Consider the following 18,525-nt stretch of genomic DNA (forward strand, 5'->3'; position numbering starts at 1 on the left):
TTTCCTTTTCTTGTATCTATTCTCTATCTGGATGACTGCCAGCGCCATCCCGGCAAGTATTTGTTTTTGAGCATACCGCTTAATAATTTTCCGAATCCGAGAGAATATCCATCCACACAGACAAGATACCAGCCTTTATCATTCTCCTGGACAAGGTCGGAAACATCTAGTGTCTCTCCTTTTAAATACTTAATGACACGTTCGTCTGTACAGGGAAAATTTAAAACAAACGGATATTCCTCTTTTTTTAAGTTCATCGCAAACGCCTGACTTGGTTCAAAACGTTTCTTCTTTACTTCTCCCAAGAACAATCCTGTACGAAGGAATCGCAACTTTTGCATCTTAGGAAGCCCTGTAGGCATATAATAGACTTTCCCGTTATTGATTTCAAATCTGCTTCTGTCAAAGGATCGTTTCACCAATTGAAGAAACTCCTCTAATTCTTCCGGCAGCTTTCCGGAAAGTGCATGCCCTTTTTGAGACTTATCGTCTTCAAAACCCCTCTCTTTTTTCTTGAGTAATGCCAGAAAATGTCCTTCTCCCTTCATACGATGCGGGAAAATACGCACCGTTTTATTAAGATTTAGATTTTCTTCTTCTGCTCCTTTTGGAATACCTGGAGAAAAACCGTCATATCCGTCTATTTCACATAGTTCAAATTCCGGGCACTGCTCTAACAGACAGGCGATCACCTGTTCATTTTCGCTGCGGTCAAACGTACAGGTGGAATACAGCATCATTCCCCCGGGACGCAGCATGGAAGCCGCCTGCATGATGATATTCTTCTGTATTTTAGAAAAGTAGGACGGTCCGTGTTCTTCCCATGCTTTTATCATTTTTTTATCTTTGCGGAACATCCCTTCTCCGGAACAAGGCGCATCGATCAGTATTTTATCAAAATATTCTGCAAATATTTTTGTCAAATTACCAGGCTCTTCATTTAATATAAGCAGATTCCCGATTCCGAATAGTTCCAGGTTCTTTAAAAGCCCCTTAGCTCTGGATGAACTGATATCGTTTGCAGCCAAAAGTCCTTCCCCTTTTAATCGTGCTCCCAACTCCGTAGCTTTCCCTCCCGGAGCCGCACAGACATCCAGTACTTTATCTCCCGGGCAGATCGGAAGTCTGTCCGCCGGTGTCATTGCGCTTGGTTCCTGCAGATAGTAGAGTCCGGCAAAATAGTACGGATGCTTTGCCGGCTGTACCACTTCACCATCATAATAAAAACCATTATGTATCCAGGGGATCGGCTCTAAATGCCAGGGGGCGATTTTCAAAAAGTCTTCTACAGAAATCTTGTTTGTATTGACACGCAGACCATAATGCCGTTCTTCCTCAAAACACTGTATATACTTTTCATAGTCAGCACCTAAAAGCGTCTGCATCTTTTCTTCAAATAATTTGGGTAAATTCATCTTTTTTCCTCCACACGTGAATGATTATAGCATAAAACCATCCATAAAACTACCCATGCGCTAATACACACAGGAGATCTTACGTGATTCCAAATACTTCAATGCCGGATAAGGATTGATACTGATCTCCTTTCCATTTACATTCAAATAAATTCCTACATGGAGATGCACCGGAAAATTTCCTTTTGTTCCTTCTTTTTTGCCGTACCCCGTATCCCCCATATATCCAAGGAGATCTCCTGCATGTACTATATCTCCCTCCTCAATGTCCGCATAGGAATCCATATGCGCATAGTAAAAATAGGCACCTTTTTCCGTTTCAATCCCCAGCCGCCAGCCACCTAGTTCCAGCCAGCCTTTCTGTCTTACCACACCGTCCGTCATACTGATGACCGGATAGTATCCCCGTTTGTCTACTGTAGGCATGATATCTGTCCCCTCATGCCCTCTCTCCCCTTTGTAGCTGCGTGAAAACATCCACGAATTTTCAAATGTAACTGCTACATGGGAATGGTTGGAAGCTTCTGGGATCGGAAAATATTCTAAATCATCCCATATTGCTTTGCATGCTTTATTATATGTATCCCAGCCTTTCGCTTTTTCCCACTTTTCTTTTGTATCCTTTAACGTCTCCACAGTCGGCATCTTAGCTGCCTGTTTCGTCTCAAAGTCTTGTTCCAGCCAGTACAGCGCCAGGACTTCTCCTGGCTCTTCCATATTTTGTATCTGTTTCTGCATCTGTGTATCAACCGGCTGAGAACGAAATTTTTCTGTTGCGGCCGTTGTCTCGGAAAGCCTGCTTAATGCCGCATGTTCCCTCAGATTGTGAAATGCGGTGGATAGAAATAGAAGAAGACAGAAATTAAAAATCAGATACCGTTTTACTCGATTTCTTTTCAAAAAAACCTCTTTTTATTTTACTATATGTTCCTTGCAAGACTTTTATAAATATATCTGCAATACAGCATAAAAAAGCATACTGCTTCATATATCAAGAGAAGGGGGCATCCTACGTCCAAATCCAGAAAGGGGAACCTCCTGCATGGCATGAACACGGGAAAGGAAGGCACTATCTATGACAAAACGATATATTTCGATCATTTTATGTATTTTTACATTTGTAGCCATGCTTGCATTTCCAAAAGCAGTCTTCAATGGTGCAAGCGAAGGCCTTCTGCTATGGTTCCAGATTATTTTCCCCACATTATTTCCCTTTCTTCTTATCACCAATCTTTTACTTTTAACAGACAGTATCCACTATATTGCCCAGAGTATAGCCGGTCCTCTACGTTTTCTTTTTCGCGTATCAGATAACGGAAGTTTTGTACTGCTTATCGGTTTCCTGTGTGGTTATCCGATGGGTGCGAAAATGGCAGCCGATCTCGTTATTTCACATAAGATCACCGAAGCGGAAGGAAAATATCTTTTATCTTTTTGTAATAATACAAGTCCTGTATTCATCCTTAATTTTATTGTATGGAAAACCCTGGGAAAAGAGGAATTCGCCCTTCCTACGTTTCTGATCCTTCTGACCGCTCCTATATTCGTAAGCTTTGTGACACGTCGTTTTTACTTAAAGGACCAGTCTGCTTTTCAAAACATCGAGAAAAGAGATTGTAAAAAGAAAAAGCTGGATTTTTCTATGTTGGATTCCTGTATGATGAATAGTTTTGAGACTATTGTAAAAGTCGGAGGCTATATCATACTCTTTTCCGTTATTCTAACACTTCTGCAGGAATTTCCGTGGAAAAATCCACTTTTTGATTTTGCGCTCCCAACCTTGGAAGTTACAAATGGAATTTTGTTGCTGCACCGATATTCTCTTCCATTTATAATAGAATATCCGGCAATCCTTGCCCTCACATCATTCGGCGGCTTCTGCTCAGTCGCCCAAACGCAATGTATGATACAGAAAACCGGGATCCCCTTACTTCCTTATATCATAGAAAAACTGGCTGCCTCGTTGGCAGCCAGTCTACTGGCATTTATTTATCTCTTAGTAAAGAATTCTATACTTTAACTTTTACATATTTTCCAAGCTGTTCTGTTCCGGATAGTCCTGTGCATTTTCATCTGGTATTTCCAATTCAGCACGATTGGAACGCACTGTATCATAACATTCCTGCAAAGAATTTATCAGACCATCATACTTCGTTGCATAACTATCCAGTGTATGTCCGATGATACTTTCCGCATTTGCAAGCAGATCATCTGTATACTGGATCGCTCCGATCCGGATCGCATTCGCATCAGATGTGGCATTGTCTATGATCTCCTGCGCCTGTGCCGTCGCCTGCGTCACAATCTCATTTGCCTGTGCATATGCCTGCTGCATGATCTCATGTTCACTGACAAGTTCTGTTGTCTGTACCTGTGCTTCCTCGATCATCGCGTCTGCCTTCGCTTTTGCATCCGCCAGGATAGCATCCCGATTACTGATGATCTTCTGATAACGCTTAATCTCATCCGGTGTCTTCATACGGAGTTCTCTCAGAAGCTCATCCAGGTGCTCCTTGTTTACAATAATCTTCGTTGTCGATAATGGCTGGAATTTACAGTCTCTGTCAATATATTCTTCGATTTCCTCAATAATCTGTTCAATACGGCTACTCATTATTACACTCTCCTTTTGCGTTCATCTTTTCCCTTAATTTAACAGCCACCGCTTCCGGCACAAATTGTGTGATATCTCCCCCAAAAGCGGCAATCTCCTTCACTGTCGTAGAACTCAAATAAGAATATTCAATACTGGTCGTCAGAAACATCGTCTCAACATTTGGTTCCAACTTGTGATTTGTCTGTGACATCTGTAACTCATATTCAAAATCTGTGATCGCCCTCAATCCCCTGATCACGACATCTGCCCCGGTTTCTCTGGCAAAGTCGATCAACAACCCATGAAAAGGAACAATCTTTACATTTGTCAAGTCTTTTGTCACTTCTTTTAACATTTTAACACGTTCTTCTACAGAAAACAACGGCATTTTCGCATTATTATTTAATACACCGACAATTAATTCGTCCACGATTTTGCAGGATCTGCGGATGACATCCAAATGTCCATATGTAACCGGATCAAAACTTCCGGGATAAATTGCTCTTAGCATACTTCTTCCTTTCCGGCACGTTCTAAAAAAACGTGTTTATTAGTTTTATATTCTTTTATTTTTATAATCTCGTATCCATATTCTTCCACATAGGAAAAATCGGTCTCTTTTGCTGCTTCGACGATCAGCAGTGTATCGTCATATACCAGTTCAGAATCTTTTAAATAATGAAGTACTTTCTCCTCTAATCCCTGATGATACGGTGGATCCATGAAAATATAATCAAACGTCTTTTCACCTTCCAACTGGTATAACGCTGTCATAACATCTTTTGTAAGCGTCAGCGCTTTGCCTTCCAAACGGGTCGTTTTCAAATTATATTTGATACACTCCATCGCTTTTGGATTCTGTTCCACAAAGACAGCTTCTTTTGCTCCCCGGCTTAGTGCTTCTATTCCTATGCCGCCGCTGCCGCTGAACAGATCCAGGAAGATACAATCATAGAGACCTGGCGCGATCATATTGAACAATGTCTCTTTGATCCTGTCCGTTGTAGGTCTCGTATCCATTCCATCCAAAGTCTTTAACTGTGCTCTTTTCGCACTGCCTGCGATCACTCTCATATGCAACCTCCCGCTTTCACTGTGGAGTTTTAACTATGGTGAATTTTAGCAGAAAAAAGCACTCAGGTCAATTCCTAAGTGCTTTCCTCTATAAAAAATACTTATTTGCCAGCCATCTGTTTTTCCTGCTGTTCGATCATTTTCTTGACCATATAACCGCCAACGGAACCATTCTGCTTGGAAGTAAGATCTCCGTTGTATCCGTCAGTAAGTGGTACTCCCAATTCATTTGCTACCTCATACTTAAATTTGTCCAGCGCGCCTTTGGCTTCCGGTACTGCTGCTCTGTTAGATGAACGATTTGCCATGTTACTTTTCCTCCTTTTGCAACTTTTTTGTAACGTTTCGTTACGTCTCAAGTATTTGTAACTTTTTTTAAGTTACAACCATAGTATATGGAGGTTTTATTCTTTTACACTAGAAATTCCTTCCTTTTTTGTCACTTCCTGCAATTTTCAAAGAGTTGTTTCCAACATAGCTTCCGACATATATTTTTGCAGAACTATTTTTAACCTGCGCAAACTTTCTTCATGTAGAGAAGGATCGGCCTCCAGAATACTGTCGGCCGCTTCACTTGCCTGCTTTAGCAGGCTGGCATCCTGAAAAATATCTGCCACCTTAAAATCCAACATTCCGCTCTGTCGAATTCCAAATAAATCTCCGGGACCACGCAGTTTTAAATCCTCACCTGCAATATAAAATCCATCATTAGAATGGTTCAATATATCTAAACGTGCTTTTGTTTCTTTTGTTTTTGAGGCACTCATAAATATACAATAGGACTGTTCATTCCCACGTCCTACCCTGCCTCGCAGCTGATGGAGCTGTGCAAGTCCAAATCGTTCTGCATTTTCGATCATGATCACGGTGGCATTGGGAACATCGATCCCGACTTCGACTACGGTAGTAGATACAAGCACTTGGATCTCATTTTTTGCGAATGCTTCCATGATTTCCTCTTTTTCTGCCGGTTTCATTCTGCCATGCAATACGCCGATTTGGATATTCGCTCCCATAATATCTCTTAGTTCCGCAGCATAATCCAGCACATTCTCCATTTCAAGATGTTCACTTTCTTCTACCATAGGACATATAATATAACATTGCCGCCCGGATGCTATCTGTTTTTTCATAAATGCATAGGCTGTATTTCTGTAACTAGTATCTACTACACAGTTTTTGATGGGAAGCCTGTTTTTAGGCAGTTCGTCGATCACCGAAATATCCAGGTCACCATACAGGATGATAGCAAGTGTACGCGGGATCGGCGTTGCGCTCATAACAAGAATATGAGGCAGCCGCCCTTTTCCTGCCAATGCTTCTCTTTGCTTTACTCCAAACCGGTGCTGCTCGTCCGTTATCACCAAAGCAAGATCATGATAGATTACCCTCTCTTGTATCAATGCATGCGTGCCTATAATGATTGCTGCTTTCCCGTTCTCAATACGCTCGTAGGCAAGCCGTTTTTCTTTTGCGCTCATAGAACCCGTCAGAAGCTCTGCTGTTACAGAAAAACCGTATTGCTCCAACATATTGGTAATATTTGCATAATGTTGACGAGCAAGAACTTCCGTAGGCGCCATAAGTGCCCCCTGATAACCATTTAGCGCTGCATATAAAAGACCCAGCACCGCTACGATCGTTTTTCCTGACCCTACATCACCTTGTACCAATCTAGACATTACATGTCTGCTCCCCAGATCCTTGTATATTTCTTTCCATACCCTTTTCTGCGCACTTGTCAATTCATACGGAAGAGAATGCAAAAAAACGTCTATTTCAGGACACTTTTTAAAACAAAACGAATTTACAGCCCGATCTTCTCTATTTTTCCCCTGTCGTAAAGACAAGATAAATATCAGGAACTCATCAAAGACGATCCGCTTCCTGGCATGATAAAAAGATGCCTTTTCTCTAGGAAAATGCATCTCTTTTACAGCCTCTGCATAACCGGCCAATTCATATTTTCTGCGGATTTCTTCAGGCAGGAAGTCCCACTTGTCATCCAAAACACCCATTGCCTGTTTCACAAGTTTTCCTATCATATTATTTGTAAGACCCGCAGTTAAAGAATAGACCGGCTGCAGAGTATCTAATTTTTTTTCGTAATCACAAGCCGGATAAAAAAGCTCCGGATGTTCCATCAGAATCTGCCCTTTTCGCTTTACGATCCGCCCCCGCAGGGTAACTGTTCCACCTTTTGACAGTGTACTTTTCAAAAATGGCATGCGAAACCAGACTACTTTCATCGTTCCCGTCAAATCTTTGACGTGGAGTGTTGTGATCTGCAGGGAGCGGCTGCCTCCTGTCATCACTCTGCCAAAGATCACGCCGGATATCGTGACCGTCTTTCCTTCTTCCGCCTCTTTGATCGGCACCGGCTTTTCATACACTTCATAACTACGTGGGTAAAAAGAAAGAAGTTCCTGTATTGTATGGACACCTAATTTAGCAAACAATTTCTCTGTCTTTTCTCCTACACCCTTTAAAGCGCTAATCCTGGAATTTATATCCATCGGCTTACTCCACAGAGAGCACGTAATAGTAGATCGGCTGTCCTCCTGCATGCATATCCACATCTACGTCCGGATAAAGTTCTTCTACTTCTTTTGCGAACCTGACTGCATCTTCTTCCAAAATGTCTTGACCATAATACAGACTGATCAATTCTGATTCATCGTCCACTAAAAGGGCAAGCATTTCTTTTGCAGTCTGCTCTACAGACTCCCCTACGGAAAGAATTCCCGCATCTCCGATTCCCATGATATCTCCTTCATGGATCTCTTTATCGTCGATCTTCGTGTCTCTCACCGCGTAAGTGATCTGTCCTGTTTTTACATTTGCAATCCCCTCGCTCATCACTTCCATATTTGTATCAACGTCTGCCTCCGGCATATAATTGATCACCGCCGTGATGCCCTGCGGAACCGTTTTGGTTGGGATCACAAGGATATCTTTATCTTTTGTAAGCGACTGTGCTTGGTTCGCCGCTAAAATGATATTTTTATTATTAGGAAGGATAAAAATATGGTCTGCATTGACATTGTCGATAGCTGTTAGCATATCCTCCGTGCTCGGATTCATCGTCTGTCCGCCTTCGATAATATAATCCACTCCTAATTCACGGAAAATATCATTCATGCCGTCTCCGATGGACACCGCAATAAATCCAACTGATTTACGTGGTTCTTGTTTCTTTTGCTGTGCCGCGACTTTTTCCGCGTCTCTGATCAGCTTTTCCTGATGCTCTTCCCGCATATTGTCAATTTTTATGCGTGAAAGCTGTCCATACGTAAGCGCCTTCTGGATAGCAAGTCCGGGATCGTTCGTGTGTACATGGATCTTTACGATATCATCGTCTGCTACACAAACAATGGAATCTCCAATAGACTCTAAATATCCCTTGAATTCTGTCTCATCCTTTTCCACAAAAGCTTTTTCTGTCAGAATAATAAATTCCGTACAGTAACCAAATTTAATGTCTGCTTCCGCCTGAGAGGACGGTTTTACAATCTTAGCGCCGCTGCCAGAAGCTATTTTAGAATAATCAATCTCTTTTCCAAGAAAAGCGTCGTAAGCGCCATTTAACACTTCTAAAAGTCCTTGTCCCCCGGAATCTACAACGCCTGCTTCTTTCAGTACCGGGAGAAGTTCCGGCGTCTGTGCGAGCACATCCTTCGCATGTGAAAGTACTTCTGGAAGAAAGATTTCCAGATCATCTGTTGTCTCCGCCAGTTCGGCTGCCTTCTGCGCAATCCCCTTTGCTACAGTCAGTATCGTTCCTTCTTTCGGCTTCATAACCGCCTTGTAGGCAGTCATTGTAGCTCTCTCGCATGCTTTTGCCAAAATAGGAACATTAATTTCTTGACACTCCCTGATTTCTTTTGTAAATCCTCTCAAAAGCTGCGACAAGATCACACCCGAATTTCCTCTTGCTCCCCGCAAAGAGCCAGAAGAGATCGCTTTAGAGACAGAATTCATATCCGCTTTTTCAAGCGCGCTTACCTCCTTAGCCGCTGACATGATCGTCAGTGTCATATTCGTTCCTGTATCTCCGTCCGGAACCGGAAAGACATTTAATTCATTAATGAATTCCTTTTTTGCTTCTAAATTTGCCGCGCCGGCAAGAAACATCTTTTGAAGCATGCTTGTATCTATCGTTTTAATACCCACGATAAGTATCCTCCTTAATCAATCACTCTGACACCTTCAACGAAGATGTTTATTTTATCTACTGTCATACCGGTGAACTCTTCCACCTTATATTTCACATTATTCATAAGATTATCAGAAACAGACAGGATATTCACCCCGTATGCTACAATAACATGAAAATCCAGCGTCAGAATGTTGTCCTCTGTAATCTCCACCTGGATTCCATGGGTCAGACTCTCTTTTTTCAGCAGCCTTACGAGACCATCTTTCATATTCACCGCTGCCATGCCCACGATCCCGAAACATTCTACTGCCATGGAACCGGCATATTTAGCAATGACATCTGGATTTACAGTGATCACTCCCAATTCTGTACTCATGCTTCCCTTCATCATATATTCCCTCCAATTCTAAAATGGATTTCGCTCACAAACAGCGCCCAAATATAGGACGCTGATATGGGTATTATACTATCTCTTCCACAAATTTACAATATAGATTCATAAACTGCACATAAAATATCTAATATAGAATCTACTGACATCTTCACTGTATCCATGCAGATATCATACTGTTCCATATCTTCCCACCGACGATCCGTATAAGAATTATAATAGTACCGTCTCTGCTTGTCAATTTTCTTGATCAGGTATGCCGCTTCTTTTTCATCTACAGAAGCACGTTCCATGATCGTCTTTATCCTTTCTTCTAACGGCGCATAGAAAAAGATGTTGCGGACATTTTCTTTTTCTCTTAGTACATAGTTTGCACATCTCCCGACAATAATACAATCTTCTTTTTCTGCCAATTCCAAAATCACTTTTTTTTCTGTTTCAAACAAGACATCATTCATAGGCTCATAGCGGAAACGGCGGTTCATCTGCATATCGTCTTCCACCGGATAACGCCAGGGATCCGCTCTCTTTTCATCCACTTTTAACAGTTCTTCATAGGAAATATCATTTTTTTGACTGGCAAGGTAGATCAATTCCTTGTCATAATAATGAATTCCGAGTTTATCGGACAGTTTCTGTGCAATAGAACGTCCATTGCTGCCATATTGTCTTCCTATCGTGATAATTCTTTTCTTCATAATGATCCCCGCTTTCTACCTTGATTTTCTTACTATGATTTTATCACGAAAAAAGAATTATGTGAACCGCAAAAGAGAAAATAGAAAAAATGCTTGCAATCATGTATTCTTTCTGTTAAAATATCATTGTTATGAGCCTATATGGACGAGTTCAGATTGTTAGGAGGTGCAATGATGGCTAAATGTGCTATTTGTGAAAAGGGTGCTCACTTCGGGAATCACGTAAGTCACTCTCATAGAAAAACACCAAAAATGTGGAAATCAAATGTAAAATCCGTTCGTGTAAAAACAGAAGGCGGGGCAAAAAGAATGTATGTATGTACATCTTGTCTGAAATCCGGACGCGTAGAACGTGCATAATGCAGAAAATATCACAGCTATGAAAAATTGCCGTCTATAGAGGAAATATATAATTTCTTTTATAGACGGCAGTTTTTTTAACAGCAAAATAACTTATATCCCAATATGAGGAAAACAAGAATAAGAATGACTCCCCATACCATATTCGAAAGCAGCAGCATCAAGAACATTCCCAGAGCCATCCAGAATAATGCAAATCCGATTACTCTTTTCATCTCTTTCACTTCCGACTGATTGCTTACTTCTATATTTATGACGGCAAAAGCACCATTATTCCTTTTTTTCGTCCTCTGCTTCTGTACTTAAAATATCCATAACATCTTCTTCTGTGACCTTATCCTCTTTTCTGGAGGCAAAACGGTCTACTACATCCGGCACCATATCCAAAATTTTTGTAATGGTATCCTGATTTTTGATATTTACAAGTCTAGTCTTTCCCCCTTGGATCACGATCACAGCGCTAGGTGTAACTTTACCGCCGATTCCTCCCATTCCTTTTTCCTTCTTGTCTCCCGAAAAGGCCCCTGCGCCGATTCCAAAAGATACATCTACCAGAGGAAGAATGATCGTATCATTGATATGGATCGCGTCTCCGACTACTGTCTTCGATGATATGACCCCATCCATCCCTTTAAACAAAGATTCTACCGTTGCCTTAAAATTCGTTTCTTCTGCCATTATTAAACGCCTCCTTATTGATGGTTTTTCTTCGATTTTATAACCGGAAATTTTTTATATCTGCTATCGTTTGGCGCACTTGTTTACTCCACAGCATATTCCACAAGAAAATAACCGGATATATCCCCCTTATCTTGCCTTGTACAAATGCCTGTCCTTTTAATATTTTATTTTCAAAATCCGGTTCCAACTGTACATGTTCTCCTATAAAAGGATAAATCATACTGAGCACGCCAAGTGTATATCCCGTTACAGCCGGATCAGAAAAGCCGAACTTCAAATCCGCTTCAAGTACATCCGGCTTTAAAAAGCCTCCCAGACGCTTTAACTCTTTTACTCCTTTTTTGAAAGCACTTCTATGGACCTCTTCCCTTATAAAGTCCAAGACATGTTCTTTTTTTGTTTTCAGTGCTTTTATAGTATCACAGATTTTACGGAATGTATATTCTAATTTATTTGCTTTTTTCTGCTTTTTCCCCTTAAACGCATCATATCTTTCTGTCTTTTCTGCTGTCTTCTTATACTCCGTATGTACCTTTTCTTCTGTATCTTTCTTTTCTACATCCTTCTCTTTTAGATTCGGTTCTTCTTTCTCTTTTGTTTTTACAAATTCTGGTTCTGCAACAGTTTTATGCATATCTTTCGTTTTCCTGTCTGACGGAAAGGTCTTCCATGCCACACGCAGCCGCCATTTCATATTACCATTCTCATAAAAAAACCTTCCTTTTATCAAATGAAAAAGCCAGGAAAACTCCAGCCCCACACTCAATGTATCGAGTGCCCCCATACATTTTGCCTTACCTCTGTACTGAAAGCCTGCAAACAAGACTGTCAGGCTCAAAAGCAAAAGAAGTCCCAGTATTACAAGAACGATCCATCCTAAAATTTTTAACACAAACAGAATGATATGTATCATCAGTCTCAATACCCTGCCTTTTCAAATTCTTCCTGCCGCTTTACTATATAACGGCGGATGCAAAGTCCTTTTGTCTCTTCATATACCTTTTGGGAAATCTCTTCCAGCACACAGAGCGCTTCTTCATAACCGGAAACAATCCCTACGATAAAAAGCGTACTGTGTTCAAAGATATGTTGTTTGATAAGCATGCTTGAAAAAATTTCCAGCTGGTTTTGTTCTCCCTGTGCCAGTGCGATAATATAAACTTGTGGCTGCAATTTATTTTTCTGTAATTTTTCCACAATTTTTGTTTTTTTATGCATCCAGGAATCACTGACATATAAATCACAGTAAAATTTCATCTGCATATTCTGTGCCACCTTCATTTACTGATAATAATAGGAATCTAGGATCTGTTTTGCGATCGGAACGGCTTTTGCGCCATCATTTCCATCATATCCTTCTATGATCACGCTGATCACCAGTTCTGGATTATCTACATTTGTAAAACCTACAAACCAGGAATGTGTTTTTTCTCCGTCCGTCATACTGTATTCTGCAGTTCCGGTTTTTCCGGCCACAGTATAGGAATCGCCATTTAGCAAAGAGCCTGTTCCCTCCTGCACGACTGCCTCCATATATTCCTTTAGCTGTGAAGCTTCTGCTGAAGTCATCAGTCTCTTATAGCTTTTCGGTACATTTTTGCGTATCTCACTGCCGGTATAATTCGTCACTTTATCGACAAGATATGGCTCCATCAATGTGCCGCCGTTTGCTATTGCCTGTGTGATCAAAGCCATATGATATGGACTTACGAGTGTTTTGCCCTGTCCCATTGCCGTCATCATTATTTCCGCACTGTCTGTTTTTTCTGTTACAGCAAAAGAACTTTTAGAATATTCCAGCACAGTTGGAAGTGCCTTGTTAAACAATAGATCTTCCGCTGTCTTTCGGTAAGAAGACTTATCCAAAGACAAACCGATATTTGCAAAAGAGGCGTTGCAGGAATTTGCAAAGGAACTGCGCAGATCTTCCCATCCATGAACTGTACTGTCAAAGCAATGGATCGTCGTGCCATCTTCTGTGATTTCTCCACTGCACTCATATCCATACTCTCCATAATTTTTATCTTCACGCATAAATTCCAGGGTCGTCACGATCTTAAACGTAGATCCCGGCGCATACGCTCCCTGCGTCACCCGGTTCAAAAGCGGACTCCCGTTATCTTCTGTGTTTAAATACCCCCAGTCAACGTCCACTGTATTGGGATCATAAGTCGGACTGGAAACCATCGCAAGAATTTTTCCTGTATCTGCCTCCATCACAATGACAGCTCCTTTATTGCTTCCCAAAGCATCATAGGAGGCTTGTTGGAGATCTGCATCCAGCGTGGTTACAACCGTGTCACCTATATTCTTCTCTCCTTTGAAAGAATTCGTGATTTTTTGAACAAAAAATGCATTGGACGTCAAAAGTTCAAAGTTCTCCACTGATTCCAATCCGCTTTTTCCTGCCGTTTCACTACTGTAGCCTACGACGTGCGCAAAGGCAGGACCATATGGATACGTCCTTATCTCTGTTCCATCCTCTGCCACTTCTGTCTCAGCAAGAACATTTCCGTTCCGATCTGTAATGCTTCCCCTGACGATGCGATCTGCAAATGCATTCTGTCTTTCATTATAAGGACTGTTTACGATTGTTTTTGCCTTCACAATATTAAAATAGACAATATATGCCATCAGTGCAAGAAATAAAATAACAAAAAGATACGTGACTCTAGCGAACTCTTTGTTTCGGGACTTCTTCGAAACGCGGCTTTTCTTTTGTTGTTTTTTTCTTGGTCGTTCTTCTCGGTTCATTTCTCAACTCTCTCTCTTTTCTTAACTTACTTTCTCGTCTTCGCTCCAGCTTTTCTTCTTCATCTTCTCTCAAGATATAGAGACCTTGTATGATGCCAAACATGATCATTGTACTCAGCATAGAACTGCCGCCATAGCTGACAAGAGGAAGTGTGACCCCAGTCGACGGAATGAACTTAGTCACTCCACCGATCGTCAAAAACACTTGGAAAATATAACAGGTACCTAATCCAAGAGCAACAAGTTTATAAAACTGATTGCGAATCTCCATGGCAATATTTAAAAACATCACATAGCAGCTTACACAGATCAAGATCAAGCACAGTGCAAAAATAAGCCCCAGTTCTTCCGCGATCGCCGAAAAAATAAAATCCGTCTCTGCCACCGGAATACTATCGGGAAGCCCCTGAAACAATCCCATTCCAAACCAACTGCCTGTCCCGATCGCAAACAAGGATTGTGCCACCTGATAACCGCCGTTACTGTACGAAGCGAACGGATCTTTCCAGACAGATACGCGTACTTTGATATGGGCAAAAAGATGATATCCGATCACAGCTGCCGCACTGCCCGCCGCAATCCCTGCCACCGCATATAAAGGCTTGCGTGTCGCCACATAGAGCATGATCAGATAAACGACAAATAAGATCAGTGCCGCTCCCAGATCGGTAGACAACACTAAGATCAAAACATGAGCCGCTGCCACGGCAGTCGTAATCACGATATTTTTAAATTCTGTAGACTTCTTCAGACTTGCCGCCACATAAAATACAAATAAGATTTTAACAAACTCCGATGGCTGTATCCCAAAACCAAATACAGTAAAGCCTAATTTAGCTCCTCCGGAGCTCACTGCGAAAACTGCTACAAGTAAAAGCGCCGCCAGCCCCGCGCCTGCATAAAGATACGTCCAGTCAGCCAGAGATTTCAGTTTTTTGATAAGAATTGGCACCACCAGACCAAAAGTAACTCCAAGTGCGATAAATATCATTTGCTTTATCGCATTGTCAAACGGCACTTCATTGTCATAAGACAAACGTGTGATCATGATCATTCCTGCATTCATCAGCATACACATATTATTAACGACCAGCCTGGATACATTCGGATAGATAAGATTATACAAAAGGATGACTGCCAAAAATACAACCGTCTGCACGGCATAGATAAATAGTATTTTCCCATCTTTTGATTTTAAATACATAACAACATATGCAGCCAGCTGCAACGTAAACATCAAAACATTCTGTCTGACTAATACACGCTTCTCATCATCTTCATAATTTTGTGCAAAAATAGAAAAACATGAAAAGGTATAGGCAGCCATCAAAATGACAATGATATATTTTGATAATTCCACAATTATATTAATCACGATTTCACCTGCTTCTATAGGATTCCGCGTCTGAAATGTCCTCTTGTATAAGAAAAATGAGACGCTGTATTTTTTGTTTCTCCTGTAAGATCCTGCCCTGCTTTTTCTAATATTTCCAAAGTTCTCTCTTTCGTTTCTACAGTAAAGGCAAAGCGCAGACTTTTCGGACAAAGCGTTCTGATTTCTTCTGTCAGATCCGCCAAATATAACGGAGCAGTATTATATATTACATTATAGCAGAGACTACAGTAATTTTTAACTGGAAACAGATTTTTATACCGATCGGTAAGCATTAACATACCTGGTTCCTTTGTGCAGCCATCCATAGTTTTTGTAATACACTGTGCACTTATCATTACCGGAATATGCCCATATACAGTCAGTTCTGCATTTTCAATCCCCAGTTCTTCCAGTTCCTTTACATTCAGCTCCATCGGAGCAGTAAACGAGGTAAACTTCTGTTCCTCAAAAAACCGCTTCCCATATTGATTGAATATATATAGATTATGGTCCAGAATTATCGGCTTGTCAAATTTCTGCTCTCTTAAAAATTGGATCTCTTCATAGTTTCGCACGAGTACCCCGTCCATGCAGAACATATAAAATGTCTCGTATGACTTTGTCATGGCTCTAAGTGCCTGCTCTCTGAAGATATGCGGCATAGCATAGTAAATTTCTACACCGCATTTTCTGATTCTTTCACAAACTGTACATATGTTTTTTGATAGGAATAATGTTCCGCTGATCTGAAAATCCAAATACAAACGGGAAACTTTTACTTTCTGCTGCTGCATTTTCTCACAAAATGCAAGCACTGCGTACAATTGTTCTTCTGTTTCTACCGATACAGACACGAACGGAAGAGTATCTGCACGGTCTTTACCGCTTCTCACCTGTAATACTTCAAATGCATCCCGTACATTTTTCTCATCAGCTGCAGCAGCCCTTCGATAACTTCGACAGATTTCCTTTTCCAATGCTGCCAGAGCATCTCTTCGCATCTGCTTGATCTGCTGCATAGGCAAAAAGATATTTTCTTCCATCTCTATCTCTAAATTTTCAAAATAAAACTGCGTATTTCCTGTTTTTGTAAGCTGTGCTTTTACTTCTTCTTTCGTAAGCGGTCTTGTCTGTGCCTCAGATACACATTCTTCTGTATATACTTCAACAGAATGCATTCCATTTGTCAGGCGCAGCACAGCCTGCCTTCCTTTCAAAATATGCAGACTTCCATCCACTTTCTCTTGTTTTCTTGCAAAAACATATGCTTTATCCATCTCATCCAGAAGCGTTTTGTTTCGTATCCGGTTTAAGATCTTTCCCTTTTTATAGAACTGCTGCTTTGGAGCCAGAAATGTAACTTTCTCCCCCTTCTTTATATCTTTTCCAAATGTATAGTTTTCTCGTTTTTCCGTCAGTTCCAGTATATCCCCTTTATGAATATCGACAAGTGCATCTGCCTTTACTTCCCGTTTCGTTTGAGAAAGTACTCTCACTGCGGGCACCCCTGCATGATTCGGTCTGTCAAGGGACAGCATATCTTTCCCATTGTGCTTCTTATAATACCCTGCATGAAAACCGCCCCTGTTATAAATATCTTTTAACCGCTCTATATCTTCCGGCTCCACAGAAAAATTCTCTTTTCCTTCTGCCATATATTTATCCAGATATTTTCGGTACATAGCTGTTACTGCTGCCACATATTCCGGCCTTTTCATTCTTCCTTCAATCTTAAAAGAATGAATTCCAGCCTCCGCCAATGCTGGGATCATATCTAAAGTACAAATATCCTTTAAACTAAGGAGATATCCTTTTTTCTTTCCGACAGAATATGGAAGCCTGCACGGCTGCGCGCATTGTCCTCGGTTTCCACTTCTACCGCCGATAAAGCTGCTCAACAGACACTGTCCTGAATAACAGTAGCAAAGTGCTCCATGCACGAAACATTCCACATCCATTCCTGTCTGCCTTTGTATATCCTGAATTTCCGAAAGAGCCAATTCTCTTGCCGGCACAACCCTTTTTACCCCTGCGTCCTTTAAAAACTGTGCCCCCTTTACATTGGTGATCGTCATCTGTGTACTGGCATGTATCTCCATCTCAGGAAAATAGGTTCTAACAAAAGATAAAACACCGATATCCTGCACGATCACCGCATCCAGTCCCTGGCAGTATAAAGGTTCTAGATATTTGTAAAGTCCGGATATTTCACTATTTTTTAAAAGTGTGTTCACTGTCAGATAAAACTTTTTCTGATGCAGATGTGCATAGTCGATCGCCTCTGTCAATTCCTGTACGGTAAAGTTATCTGCATACGCACGCGCGCCAAAACGGGGACCTCCTGCATATACTGCATCAGCCCCTGCGTTCACGGCAGTCATAAAACTTTCAAAATTTCCCGCCGGTGCTAAAATTTCTATTTTCCTATGCATTCTAGACATATCATTTTCTCCTGTATACTGCTTTTATTTTGCATGGCAATAAAGAAAGGATGTCCGGCAAAAGCCACACACCCCATGTTTATCTTCACAAAGGAAGTTTCTCCGACTTTCCATGACAGATTCTTATCTTCTGCGGTTCTTCATCTCTGTCTCCAGTTTTACGATCTGCATCTGAAGGTCATTGTTATCCTCTTTCATCTTCGCAAGTTCTTTCTCGGCATTTTCCAATTTGATCTGGGCTGAGATTAATTCATGCTTCAGATCATACATCTCTTTATCTTTCAATTCTATATCGTTCTCTAGGGAATCCCCCTGCTTTTTTGCCTTAAAATAATCATCTGCAATATTCAAAGCAAGAAGGACATTACGGGTATCCGCGCTTTGCTTTCTGTATCCCTCACTGTTTGCGCATTCTGTGATCTTATGGTTCAGATAGGAGGACACTTTCTGAAGATATTCCTCACCTTCAAACCCGCTTAAAGTATATACTTTTCCTCCGATCAATACTTCTGTATAGTGCTTTGCTGAACTCATAGCTTCCTCCTTGCATTTCCTAACTGCTATTATAAACTATTTAGAGA

General features: G+C 41.1%; 20 protein-coding genes. 2 read left to right on the top strand and 18 right to left on the bottom strand.

Going from position 1 to position 18,525, the window contains the following annotated elements; translation table 11 throughout:
* Positions 1-23: 23 nt before the first annotated feature.
* Together BN3282_RS12195 and BN3282_RS12200 are read right to left on the bottom strand one after the other, a co-directional pair.
* Positions 24-1,415 (bottom strand): RsmF rRNA methyltransferase first C-terminal domain-containing protein, encoded by a 1,392-nt coding sequence (locus BN3282_RS12195; RefSeq protein ID WP_059069562.1) that lies wholly within the window; start codon positions 1,413-1,415, stop codon positions 24-26.
* A 60-nt stretch (positions 1,416-1,475) separates the two neighbouring features.
* Positions 1,476-2,315 (bottom strand): M23 family metallopeptidase, encoded by an 840-nt coding sequence (locus BN3282_RS12200; protein WP_059069564.1) that lies wholly within the window; start codon positions 2,313-2,315, stop codon positions 1,476-1,478.
* 175 nt (positions 2,316-2,490) lie between these two features.
* Between BN3282_RS12200 and BN3282_RS12205 the strand changes: the two genes are divergently transcribed.
* Positions 2,491-3,435, top strand: a complete 945-nt coding sequence (locus tag BN3282_RS12205) for a hypothetical protein (RefSeq protein WP_059069566.1) — start codon at positions 2,491-2,493, stop codon at positions 3,433-3,435.
* Between the two features lie 3 nt (positions 3,436-3,438).
* Here BN3282_RS12205 and BN3282_RS12210 read toward each other — a convergent pair whose 3' ends face one another.
* The 8 genes from BN3282_RS12210 to BN3282_RS12245 all read right to left on the bottom strand — a co-directional run bounded on the left by BN3282_RS12210 (position 3,439) and on the right by BN3282_RS12245 (position 10,333).
* Positions 3,439-4,029, bottom strand: coding sequence for an ATP synthase subunit B family protein (locus BN3282_RS12210; RefSeq protein WP_059069568.1), 591 nt, complete (start codon positions 4,027-4,029; stop codon positions 3,439-3,441).
* Complete coding sequence (gene coaD / locus BN3282_RS12215; RefSeq protein ID WP_059069570.1) at positions 4,022-4,522, bottom strand: pantetheine-phosphate adenylyltransferase; 501 nt, start codon at positions 4,520-4,522, stop codon at positions 4,022-4,024. Before coaD ends, BN3282_RS12210 begins: the two co-directional genes overlap by 8 nt.
* Positions 4,516-5,085: a 16S rRNA (guanine(966)-N(2))-methyltransferase RsmD gene (rsmD, locus tag BN3282_RS12220; RefSeq protein ID WP_059069572.1), complete on the bottom strand. Its 570-nt coding sequence runs from the start codon at positions 5,083-5,085 to the stop codon at positions 4,516-4,518. The genes coaD and rsmD overlap by 7 nt, the downstream gene beginning before the upstream one ends.
* 101 nt (positions 5,086-5,186) lie before the next feature.
* Positions 5,187-5,393, bottom strand: a complete 207-nt coding sequence (locus BN3282_RS12225) for an alpha/beta-type small acid-soluble spore protein (RefSeq protein ID WP_059069574.1) — start codon at positions 5,391-5,393, stop codon at positions 5,187-5,189.
* A 147-nt stretch (positions 5,394-5,540) separates the two neighbouring features.
* Entirely contained in the window at positions 5,541-7,601 is a 2,061-nt protein-coding gene (gene recG / locus BN3282_RS12230) for an ATP-dependent DNA helicase RecG (RefSeq protein WP_059069575.1), read from the bottom strand.
* A gap of 4 nt (positions 7,602-7,605) precedes the next feature.
* On the bottom strand, positions 7,606-9,258 hold the full coding sequence (locus BN3282_RS12235; RefSeq protein ID WP_059069577.1) for a DAK2 domain-containing protein: 1,653 nt from the start codon (positions 9,256-9,258) through the stop codon (positions 7,606-7,608).
* 14 nt (positions 9,259-9,272) lie between these two features.
* A complete protein-coding gene (locus tag BN3282_RS12240) occupies positions 9,273-9,632 on the bottom strand; it encodes an Asp23/Gls24 family envelope stress response protein (protein ID WP_059070458.1) in 360 nt (119 codons plus the stop codon).
* A 95-nt stretch (positions 9,633-9,727) separates the two neighbouring features.
* The gene (locus BN3282_RS12245; RefSeq protein ID WP_059069579.1) at positions 9,728-10,333 is read right to left on the bottom strand and encodes a cytidylate kinase-like family protein; all 606 of its coding nucleotides are present in this window, start codon (positions 10,331-10,333) and stop codon (positions 9,728-9,730) included.
* Positions 10,334-10,507: 174 nt separating this feature from the next.
* Here BN3282_RS12245 and rpmB point away from each other — a divergent pair, with 174 nt between their 5' ends.
* Positions 10,508-10,693 (top strand): 50S ribosomal protein L28, encoded by a 186-nt coding sequence (gene rpmB / locus BN3282_RS12250; RefSeq protein WP_059069581.1) that lies wholly within the window; start codon positions 10,508-10,510, stop codon positions 10,691-10,693.
* Between the two features lie 77 nt (positions 10,694-10,770).
* Here the strand turns inward: rpmB and BN3282_RS15110 are convergent, their stop codons facing one another.
* The 8 genes from BN3282_RS15110 to zapA all read right to left on the bottom strand — a co-directional run bounded on the left by BN3282_RS15110 (position 10,771) and on the right by zapA (position 18,478).
* Complete coding sequence (locus BN3282_RS15110; protein WP_162858245.1) at positions 10,771-10,908, bottom strand: hypothetical protein; 138 nt, start codon at positions 10,906-10,908, stop codon at positions 10,771-10,773.
* 55 nt (positions 10,909-10,963) lie between these two features.
* Entirely contained in the window at positions 10,964-11,371 is a 408-nt protein-coding gene (locus tag BN3282_RS12255) for a GerW family sporulation protein (RefSeq protein WP_059069584.1), read from the bottom strand.
* Between the two features lie 37 nt (positions 11,372-11,408).
* Positions 11,409-12,287, bottom strand: coding sequence for a DUF2953 domain-containing protein (locus BN3282_RS12260; RefSeq protein ID WP_117974205.1), 879 nt, complete (start codon positions 12,285-12,287; stop codon positions 11,409-11,411).
* Between the two features lie 5 nt (positions 12,288-12,292).
* Positions 12,293-12,637, bottom strand: coding sequence for a hypothetical protein (locus BN3282_RS12265; RefSeq protein ID WP_117974203.1), 345 nt, complete (start codon positions 12,635-12,637; stop codon positions 12,293-12,295).
* Positions 12,638-12,655: 18 nt separating this feature from the next.
* A complete protein-coding gene (locus tag BN3282_RS12270) occupies positions 12,656-14,008 on the bottom strand; it encodes a peptidoglycan D,D-transpeptidase FtsI family protein (protein ID WP_059070460.1) in 1,353 nt (450 codons plus the stop codon).
* A gap of 37 nt (positions 14,009-14,045) precedes the next feature.
* Positions 14,046-15,503, bottom strand: coding sequence for an FtsW/RodA/SpoVE family cell cycle protein (locus tag BN3282_RS12275; protein ID WP_059069590.1), 1,458 nt, complete (start codon positions 15,501-15,503; stop codon positions 14,046-14,048).
* Between the two features lie 14 nt (positions 15,504-15,517).
* A complete protein-coding gene (locus BN3282_RS12280; protein ID WP_082667542.1) occupies positions 15,518-17,944 on the bottom strand; it encodes a U32 family peptidase in 2,427 nt (808 codons plus the stop codon).
* Between the two features lie 123 nt (positions 17,945-18,067).
* Positions 18,068-18,478 (bottom strand): cell division protein ZapA, encoded by a 411-nt coding sequence (zapA, locus tag BN3282_RS12285; protein ID WP_059069592.1) that lies wholly within the window; start codon positions 18,476-18,478, stop codon positions 18,068-18,070.
* Positions 18,479-18,525: the final 47 nt, after the last annotated feature.

Source organism: Mediterraneibacter massiliensis (assembly GCF_001487105.1).
Lineage (GTDB): Bacteria > Bacillota > Clostridia > Lachnospirales > Lachnospiraceae > Mediterraneibacter > Mediterraneibacter massiliensis.